Below are 7,812 nucleotides of genomic sequence, written 5' to 3'. Positions count from 1 at the left end.
CTCCGCGCCCGCGGCGTCCCCGTCCGGGGCGGGCGGGGCAGGGACGGCCCGGCGCACCACCCTGGGCGGCGGCGGCCGGTGGCCGGGACCGGCGGTGGCGCCGGAGAAGTAGGCGGCGAAGCAGCGGTCGTAGCGGGCGAGATCGCCAGGGTCGGCGCACAGCGTCAGCCGTCCCGCCCAGTAGACGGCGGACGGGTCGAGCACGTCGAGGTGGTCCAGCGCCGCAAGCAGGGCCTGCACCCGCTGGTGGTCGGCGGCGCCGCCCGCGGCGCGGAGCGTCCTGGCGAAGCCGACCATCGTCTCGGTGACGTCCCGCCCGGCGCCGCGCCCCCGTCCCGGCACCGCGCCCGGCCCCGTCTCCGGCCCTGTCTCCGGCCCCGTCTCCGGCACTGCGCCCGGCCCCACGTCCGGCTCAGCCCCCGCCGAGCAGGGCGCCGAGGCCGCCGAGCACCCGCTGCTGGTCCTCGCGGTACTTGAGCACGGCGCCGAGCGTCACGGCCGCGGTGCCCGGGTCCAGGTCGCGGGCGCCGAGCGCGACCAGCGCCTCCGTCCAGTCCAGCGACTCGGCCACGCCGGGCGGCTTGAGCAGGTCGTGCTCGCGCAGCCGCTGCGCCGCGCGGGCCACCTGCCCGGCGAGCCGCTCGGCCGCGCCGGGCAGCCGCCGCCTGATGATGGCGACCTCGCGGTCGAACGTCGGGTGCTCCAGCCAGTGGTACAGGCAGCGCCGCTTGAGCGCGTCGTGGACCTCGCGGGTGCGGTTGGAGGTGACCACGACGACCGGCGGGCGCTCGGCCCGGATCGTGCCGAGCTCCGGCACGGTGATCGTGAAGTCGCTCAGCACCTCCAGCAGGAACGCCTCGAACTCGTCGTCGGCGCGGTCCAGCTCGTCGACCAGCAGCACGCTCGGCGCGGTCTCCAGCGCCCGCAGCAGCGGCCTGGCCAGCAGGAACCGCCGGTCGTACAGCTCTCCCTCCAGCCGGGTCACATCGCTCACCCCGGCGGCCTCGGCGGCCCGCAGGTGCAGCAGCTGCCGGGGGAAGTCCCAGTCGTACAGCGCCTGGGACGCGTCCAGCCCCTCGTAGCACTGGAGCCGGATCAGGGGGGCGCCGAGCCCCCGGGCGAGCGTCTTGGCCAGCTCGGTCTTGCCGACCCCGGCCTCGCCCTCCAGGAACAGGGGGCGTCCCATGCGCAGCGCCAGGAAGCAGGCGGTCGCCAGGCCCTCGTCGCAGAGGTAGGCGTGCCGGTCGAGCAGATCCGCCAGCTCCGCGGGCGAGCCGACCTCGTCCGCCGTCGCCGGCTCCGTCTCCCCCACGCCTCTCAGGCTACTCAGCCGGACGCCGATCGCACATCGGCCGGAAGTGTCCGCGTTTCCCTGGCCCGCGGCCGACGTTTTCCTGTTATCTGAGTAGGGAAAGTTGACTTTCGTACCGTCACTCAGGAGCATCATGCCCATGCGATCCGGTGATGTCGGCCCCTGTACCAGCGACCCTGACCTGACCGACGAGGCGACCTACGAGCGCGTCCGATCGGCCCAGCGGGCGGCACAACGCGTGTCGCGGCGCGGGCTGCTGCGGCTGTCGGCGGGCGCCGGGCTCGGCGCCGGACTGAGTGCCGCCCTCGGCTCCGCCCCCGCGTCCGCGGGATCCCCGGCCCCCACCTCCACGGGAATCGTCAAGCCGCTGCCGCCGGAGCTGTTCATCCCGCAGGGGACCAACGCCGAGACCCGCTGGGAGGCCATGCGCGGCCAGGGCTACCTCACCCAGGCCGACCGGTTCTTCGTCCGCAACCACGTCGCGACGCCCCTCCTCGACGCGCGCACGTGGCGGCTCAAGCTCTGGGGCACCGGCCTGCACGGCTCCCCCGCCGAGGAGCGTCCCGTCGAGTTCACCTACGAGGACCTCCTCGCCCTCCCCGCCGAGACCCTCACCGCGTTCATCGAGTGCACCGGGAACGGCCGCAGCTTCTACACCAGCCAGCAGGGCCAGCAGGTCTCCGGGACGCCCTGGAAGCTGGGCGCCGTCGGCGTCGCCCGCTGGCGCGGCGTGCGGCTCTCGACCGTCCTGGAGCGCGCAGGTCTCACCTCCAGGGCTGTGGACATCCTCCCCCGCGGGCTGGACGCTGACTTCGTGGACAAGGGCGAGAACCTCGGCCGCGTCCGGCGTCCCCTCCCGGTCGCCAAGGCGCTGAAGGACGTCCTGCTCGCCTACGAGATGAACGGCGCGCCGCTGCCTCCCGACCACGGCTTCCCCGTCCGGCTGGTGGTGCCGTCGTGGGTCGGGATCGCCTCGGTCAAGTGGCTGGGCGACATCCAGGTGGCCGACGAGCCGCTCTTCTCCCCCTGGAACACCCGCTACTACAGGCTCTTCGGTCCAGGACAGCCCCCCGAGGGCAGCGCGCCCCTGACCCGGATGAACGTCAAGTCCGCCTTCGAGCTGCCCTGGGACGCGACCCTCCCCGGCAGGCGCCGGCACGTCCTGCACGGCCGGTCCTGGTCGGGCAACGGCCGCGTCCGCCGGACCGAGGTGAGCGTCGACGGCGGCCGGACGTGGCACCGCGCCCGCCCCCGCGACACCCGCCCGAACCCGCACGGCTGGGTCCGCTGGGAGCACACCTGGCACCCGCACGTCCCCGGCCGCTACGAACTGCTGGCCCGCGCCACCGACGAGACGGGCGCCACCCAGCCTGCCACCGCTCCCCACAACACCTTCGGCTACCTCTTCGGCGCCGTCGTCCGCCATCCGGTCACCATCGCCTGAAAGGACCACACATGGCACTGTGGAAGCCCGACCCGACGTTCTACGCCTCCCCGCGCGACGCGGTGTCCGCGCCGCCCGAGGGGCTCGCCTACGTCGCCGCGTTCGACCGCACCGCCGCGAAACCGGACGCGATCGCGGTCCTCGACGTGGACCCCGGGTCGGACGCCTACGGCACCGTCGTCGGCTGGACCGACATGCCCTACACCGGCGACGAGCTCCACCACTTCGGCTGGAACGCCTGCAGCAGTGCCCTGTGCCCCTACTCCCCGCACCCGCACGTGGAACGCCGGTACCTGATCGTCCCCGGCCTGCGGTCCTCGCGGATCTACGTCATCGACACCAAGGACGACCCCACCGCACCGAAGATCATCAAGACGCTGGAGCCCGGCGAGCTCGCCAAGCGCGCCGGGTACTCGCGTCCCCACACCGTCCACTGCGGGCCCGAGGGCCTCTACCTGACCGCGCTCGGCGGCGCGAACGGGCAGGACGGCCCCGGCGGCATCGCGCTGCTCGACCACACCTCCTTCGACGTCCTCGGCCGCTGGGAGGTCGACCGGGGCCCGCAGTACTTCGCCTACGACGCCTGGTGGCACATCGCCCACGACGTGCTCGTCACCTCCGAGTGGGGCACCCCGTCCATGATCGAGGACGGGGTCGTCGGCGAGCTGCTCCTCGGCCGCAAGTACGGGCACGCCCTGCACTTCTGGGACCTGCGCAAGCGCCGCCACGTCCAGACCGTCGACCTCGGCGACGAGCACCAGATGGCGCTGGAGCTGCGTCCCGCGCACGACCCCACCAAGCAGTACGGCTTCGCCGGCGTCGTGGTCAGCGTCGAGGACCTGTCGGCCTCGGTGTGGCTCTGGCACCGCGACGGCGACCGCTGGGCCGCCACGAAGGTCATCTCCATCCCCGCCGAGCCCGCCGACGCCGCCGCGCTGCCGCCGGTGATCGCGCCGTTCGGCGCCGTCCCGCCGCTGATCACCGACATCGACCTGTCCGTCGACGACCAGTGGCTGTACGTCTCCTGCTGGGGCACCGGAGAGCTGAAGCGCTACGACGTCAGCGACCCGTTCCACCCCGTCGAGGCCGGCTCGGTGCGGCTGGGCGGCATCACCGGGCGCGCCCCGCACCCGGCGGCGCCCGACCTGCCCCTCGCCGGCGGCCCGCAGATGGTCGAGGTCAGCCGGGACGGCAAGCGCGTCTACGTCACCAACTCCCTCTACGGCGCCTGGGACGACCAGTTCTACCCCGACGGCGTCGGCGCCTGGATGGCCAAGCTCGACTCCACGCCCGAGGGGTTCACCCTCGACGAGCGGTTCTTCCCCCACGGCGACGACTTCCGCGGCCTCCGCCCTCACCAGACACGGCTCCAGGGCGGGGACGCGTCCTCCGACTCGTACTGCTACCCCTAGTGAAGGAGGGCTCGCTCGCCGCCCTCGTGGCGCTCGGGGCCTTCCACGGCCTCAACCCCGCCATGGGCTGGCTGTTCGCCGTGGCCCGCGGCCTCCAGGAGCGCAGCAGGGCCCTGGTCCTGCAGTCGCTCCCGGCGATCGCCGCGGGCCACGCCGCCTCCGTCGGCGCCGTGGCCGTCCTCGTCGCGCTCACCCGCTCGGTCGTCGCGACGCAGGCCGTCGCCATCGGCGGCGGGGTCGTGCTGGTCGGCTTCGGACTGTGGCGGCTGCTGTCCAGGCGCCACTTCCGCTGGGTCGGCATGCGCATCTCGCTGTGGCAGCTCGCCGGCTGGTCGTTCCTGATGTCGTCGATGCACGGCGCGGGGCTGATGCTGCTGCCCGTCCTCACCGCCGGCGCGAAGGCGCCGGCGGGCCACGACCACGGGCTTCACGCCTCGGGGAGCGCGCTGTCCACCGGCGTGTTCGTCACCGCCGTCCACACCCTGTCGATGTTCGTCGTCGCGGGCGTGATCGCCGTCGTCGTCTACGAGGTCGCGGGCCTGGCGGTGCTGCGCCGCGCCTGGTTCGACCTCGACCGGATCTGGGCCGCCGCGCTCATCGGCGCGGGCACCTTCTCCCTGTTCACGGCCATGTGAGGCTTGCGCCGGGCCCCACCTCGGTGACACGCTGCGTGAGATCGTTTACACGTCACGTGACGGAGGGCGCCATGCGAACCCGCAGGTTCCGGACGGGCCGTGGCGCCACCGTCCGCAGCACCGTCCGCGCCACTGTGCTCACCGCCGTCCTCATTGCGGTGCTCACCGCCGCCGCCCTCGTCGTGCCGGCACCGGCGAGCGCTTCGGCGCGGTCCGCCGGTCCCGCCGTCGCCGCCCGCTCCGGCCTGCTGTACGACCTCGCCGCCCGCCGCACGCTGTGGTCGCGCGCCGCCGACACCGTCCGGCCGATCGCGAGCATCACCAAGGTCATGACGGCCCTCGTCGCGCTGGACGGCACCCGCCTCGACCGCACGATCCGGATCGAGGACGGGCACGTCCGCTACCCCGAGCGCTACGACGGCAGCTCGGCGGGCCTGCGCGCCGGCGACCTGCTGACCGTCCGGCAGCTGCTGCACGCGCTCCTGCTCGCGTCCGGCTGCGACGCCGCGTACGCGCTGGCCGACGCGCTCGGTCCCGGCCGCGAGCGCTTCGTCGCCCGCATGAACGGGCTCGCCGCCCGGCTCGGCATGACCCGCACGACGTACGCCAACTTCGACGGCCTCCCCTGGCCGACCGCGACGTCCACGAGCTCCACGGCCCGCGACCAGGTCCGCCTCGCCGCCTACGCCCTGCGCGACCCGGAGTTCGCGGCCATCGTCGCCCGCCGCTCCTACGGCCTGCCCCACACCCGGGCCCACCGCGCCTACACCTGGACGAACACCAACCGCCTCATCGGCGGCTACGCGGGCGCGACCGGGGTCAAGACCGGCTTCACCGACGCCGCCGGCTACTCCCTGCTGTTCTCCGCCCGCCGCGGCCGCCGCTCCGTCGCGGGCGTCGTCCTCAACAGCTCCACGACCGACCCGGCGTCCCGCTTCACCGACGCCGCCCGCCTCCTCGACTGGGCCTTCACCGCCCGATCGCCCTCCCGCGCCGCCCGTCCGGCCGCCTAACGACCGCGCCGCCCGAGCGCCGTGAGATCGATGTCGATGTCGAAGGGAACGGTCACCTTGAGAGCGTCGTGGTGGATCCCGGTGAGGCCGTAGCAGCCGGTGGCGGGATCCAGCTCGTAGACGTAGACGACCGTTCGGCCGTCGTCGTCCTCCACGCGCCAGAAGTGCTTGATTCCAGCCGTGGCGTACTTGTGCGGCTTGGTGTCCCGGTCACGGTCGATCGAATCCGGGGACACCGCTTCGAGGACGAGGACGACGTCCTGGAGCTCGTAGTAGGTCGCCGGCTCTTCGCGCTCGTAGGCGTCGCGTGTGACCAGGAGGACGTCCGGCTCCGGCACCTGCCGTTCGGCCAACCGCACGGCCATCTCCCGATCGGCTCGCAGACCCTCCGGCGCCTGCCGGTCGAGCTCTGCTCTGATCAGGTTGATCACTCGGACGTGCCATTTCCGCTGCGGGCTCACGAAGACGAGGCTCCCGTCGATCAGCTCCGTGTGCCGGGGGAGGCCGCGCATGCGAAGGAAGACGTCGGCTGTGAAGCCGCCCGGCGGGGGGAACACCCAGTCTGGCAGCGGGACGTCGCCCATGTGACTACTTTCCGCAGGTGGTTCGACACTCTGAGCAGTCATGGCATCACTGTCGCACAGAGCGTCGTCCATGGTCCGGAGAACAGCTTAGTCAAATGGGGTTGGGGGATTCGCCTCTGGCGTGGAGGAGGACGCGGAGCTCTTCCAGCTGGTGGGCGGCCAGGGTCTTCTCGGCGCCGTTGATGCCCATCGCGCCGAGGGAGGTGCCGTCGGCCAGGTCGAGGGTGGGCCAGGGTTCGCCGACGCCCATCGTGACGTCGACGACCTCGGGCCATTCCAGGCGGCGGGTGCGGAAGGCGTTGACGACGGTGAGGCCGGAGTCGTCGGCGCCGACGCGGCAGCGGGCCAGCATGTGCAGGATCCAGGCGACGAAGACGCCGAACACGATCATGAGGCCGCGGTCGAACAGCTTGAACTGGGGCGCCACCACCACGGCGAGCACGATCATGCCCAGCATGATCACGCCCGCCGTGGCGTAGGCGACGATCCGGGTGGTGCGGGGACGCCACACGGTCGGCAGGGCCGGGACGTCAGTCAACGATCTTGGAGATGGGGATCTCGAGGATGTCGTGCGCGCCCGCGGCCTTCAGCGCCGGGATCAGGGTGTTGACGCCGCGCTTGGCGACGACGGACTCCACCGCGTTCGACTCTCCGCCGGCCAGCGAGGTCACCGTGGGCGACGACAGCGACGGCATGATGTCCAGGACGGCCCGCAGGTCGGACTCCGCGACGTTCAGCTTCAGCAGGACGTTGCCCCGCGCGCGGATGGCGCCCTGCAGCAGCAGGGCGATGTCCTCCATCGCGGCGCGCTTGGCGGTGTCCTCGTAGGACTCGCGGTTGGCGACCAGCTCGGTGTAGCTGGTCAGCAGCGTGTCCAGGATGCGCAGGCCGTTCTTGCGCAGCGACGAGCCGGTCTCGGTGAGGTCGACGATCGCGTCCACGATGTCGGGCACCTTCGCCTCGGTGGCGCCGTAGGACGGGACGACCTTGGCCTTCACGCCGTGCTTGTCCAGGAACCGCTTGGTCATCGCCGGGAACTCGGTGGAGATCCGCACGCCCTCCGGCAGGTCCGACACCCGCTGCCAGGGCGCGTCCTCCGGCACCGCCATGATCACCCGGACGGGGTTGGCGGTGGCCTTGGAGTACTGGAGTTCGCCCAGGCTGACCACGTCGGAGTCGGTCTCGGTGATCCAGTCGCGGCCGGTGATGCCGAGGTCGAACAGGCCCTGTTCGAGGTAGGTCGGGATCTCCTGCGGGCGCAGGACCCGGACCCGGTCGATGCGCGGGTCGTCGATGGAGGCGCGGTAGTCGCGGTCCGAGGCGCGCCGGACGGTGAGGTCGGCGGCGTCGAACAGCTGCAGGGTCGCCTTCTCGAGCGAGCCCTTGGGCAGGACGAGTGACAGCACGGAAAA

General features: G+C 72.6%; 8 protein-coding genes and 1 pseudogene. 4 read left to right on the top strand and 5 right to left on the bottom strand.

Features of this window, described 5'->3' with window-relative positions; translation table 11 throughout:
* Together E1291_RS43305 and E1291_RS19335 are read right to left on the bottom strand one after the other, a co-directional pair.
* A pseudogene (locus tag E1291_RS43305) lies at window positions 1–405 on the bottom strand (hypothetical protein); the annotation flags it as partial.
* Window positions 406–412: 7 nt separating this feature from the next.
* Window positions 413–1,312, bottom strand: a complete 900-nt coding sequence (locus E1291_RS19335; RefSeq protein ID WP_242614243.1) for an AAA family ATPase — start codon at window positions 1,310–1,312, stop codon at window positions 413–415.
* 139 nt (window positions 1,313–1,451) lie between these two features.
* Between E1291_RS19335 and E1291_RS19330 the strand changes: the two genes are divergently transcribed.
* From E1291_RS19330 to E1291_RS19315, 4 genes are all read left to right on the top strand, one after another.
* The gene (locus tag E1291_RS19330) at window positions 1,452–2,756 is read left to right on the top strand and encodes a sulfite oxidase (RefSeq protein ID WP_131739228.1); all 1,305 of its coding nucleotides are present in this window, start codon (window positions 1,452–1,454) and stop codon (window positions 2,754–2,756) included.
* 11 nt (window positions 2,757–2,767) lie between these two features.
* Entirely contained in the window at window positions 2,768–4,168 is a 1,401-nt protein-coding gene (locus tag E1291_RS19325; RefSeq protein ID WP_131739227.1) for a selenium-binding family protein, read from the top strand.
* Window positions 4,168–4,803, top strand: coding sequence for a hypothetical protein (locus tag E1291_RS19320; protein WP_131739226.1), 636 nt, complete (start codon window positions 4,168–4,170; stop codon window positions 4,801–4,803). The genes E1291_RS19325 and E1291_RS19320 overlap by 1 nt, the downstream gene beginning before the upstream one ends.
* A gap of 71 nt (window positions 4,804–4,874) precedes the next feature.
* Entirely contained in the window at window positions 4,875–5,816 is a 942-nt protein-coding gene (locus tag E1291_RS19315) for a D-alanyl-D-alanine carboxypeptidase family protein (RefSeq protein ID WP_131739225.1), read from the top strand.
* Here the strand turns inward: E1291_RS19315 and E1291_RS19310 are convergent.
* From E1291_RS19310 to hisG, 3 genes are all read right to left on the bottom strand, one after another.
* Complete coding sequence (locus E1291_RS19310) at window positions 5,813–6,400, bottom strand: Uma2 family endonuclease (protein WP_131739224.1); 588 nt, start codon at window positions 6,398–6,400, stop codon at window positions 5,813–5,815. The genes E1291_RS19315 and E1291_RS19310 overlap by 4 nt on opposite strands.
* 91 nt (window positions 6,401–6,491) lie before the next feature.
* Window positions 6,492–6,938: a PH domain-containing protein gene (locus E1291_RS19305; RefSeq protein WP_306434471.1), complete on the bottom strand. Its 447-nt coding sequence runs from the start codon at window positions 6,936–6,938 to the stop codon at window positions 6,492–6,494.
* Window positions 6,931–7,806 (bottom strand): ATP phosphoribosyltransferase, encoded by an 876-nt coding sequence (gene hisG / locus E1291_RS19300; RefSeq protein ID WP_131739223.1) that lies wholly within the window; start codon window positions 7,804–7,806, stop codon window positions 6,931–6,933. Before hisG ends, E1291_RS19305 begins: the two co-directional genes overlap by 8 nt.
* Window positions 7,807–7,812 lie beyond the last annotated feature (6 nt).

The organism is Actinomadura roseirufa, assembly GCF_900659635.1.
Taxonomy (GTDB): domain Bacteria; phylum Actinomycetota; class Actinomycetes; order Streptosporangiales; family Streptosporangiaceae; genus Spirillospora; species Spirillospora roseirufa.
The sequence above is the reverse complement of the archived record's forward strand: the minus strand, read 5'-3'. Positions and strand labels throughout refer to the sequence as shown.

Coding starts and splice junctions, on each gene's coding strand:
- E1291_RS19330 (WP_131739228.1), top strand. CDS start 1,452: ATGCGATCCGGTGATGTCGGCCCCTGTACCAGCGACCCTGACCTGACC.
- E1291_RS19325 (WP_131739227.1), top strand. CDS start 2,768: ATGGCACTGTGGAAGCCCGACCCGACGTTCTACGCCTCCCCGCGCGAC.
- E1291_RS19315 (WP_131739225.1), top strand. CDS start 4,875: ATGCGAACCCGCAGGTTCCGGACGGGCCGTGGCGCCACCGTCCGCAGC.
- E1291_RS19310 (WP_131739224.1), bottom strand. CDS start 6,400: ATGGGCGACGTCCCGCTGCCAGACTGGGTGTTCCCCCCGCCGGGCGGC.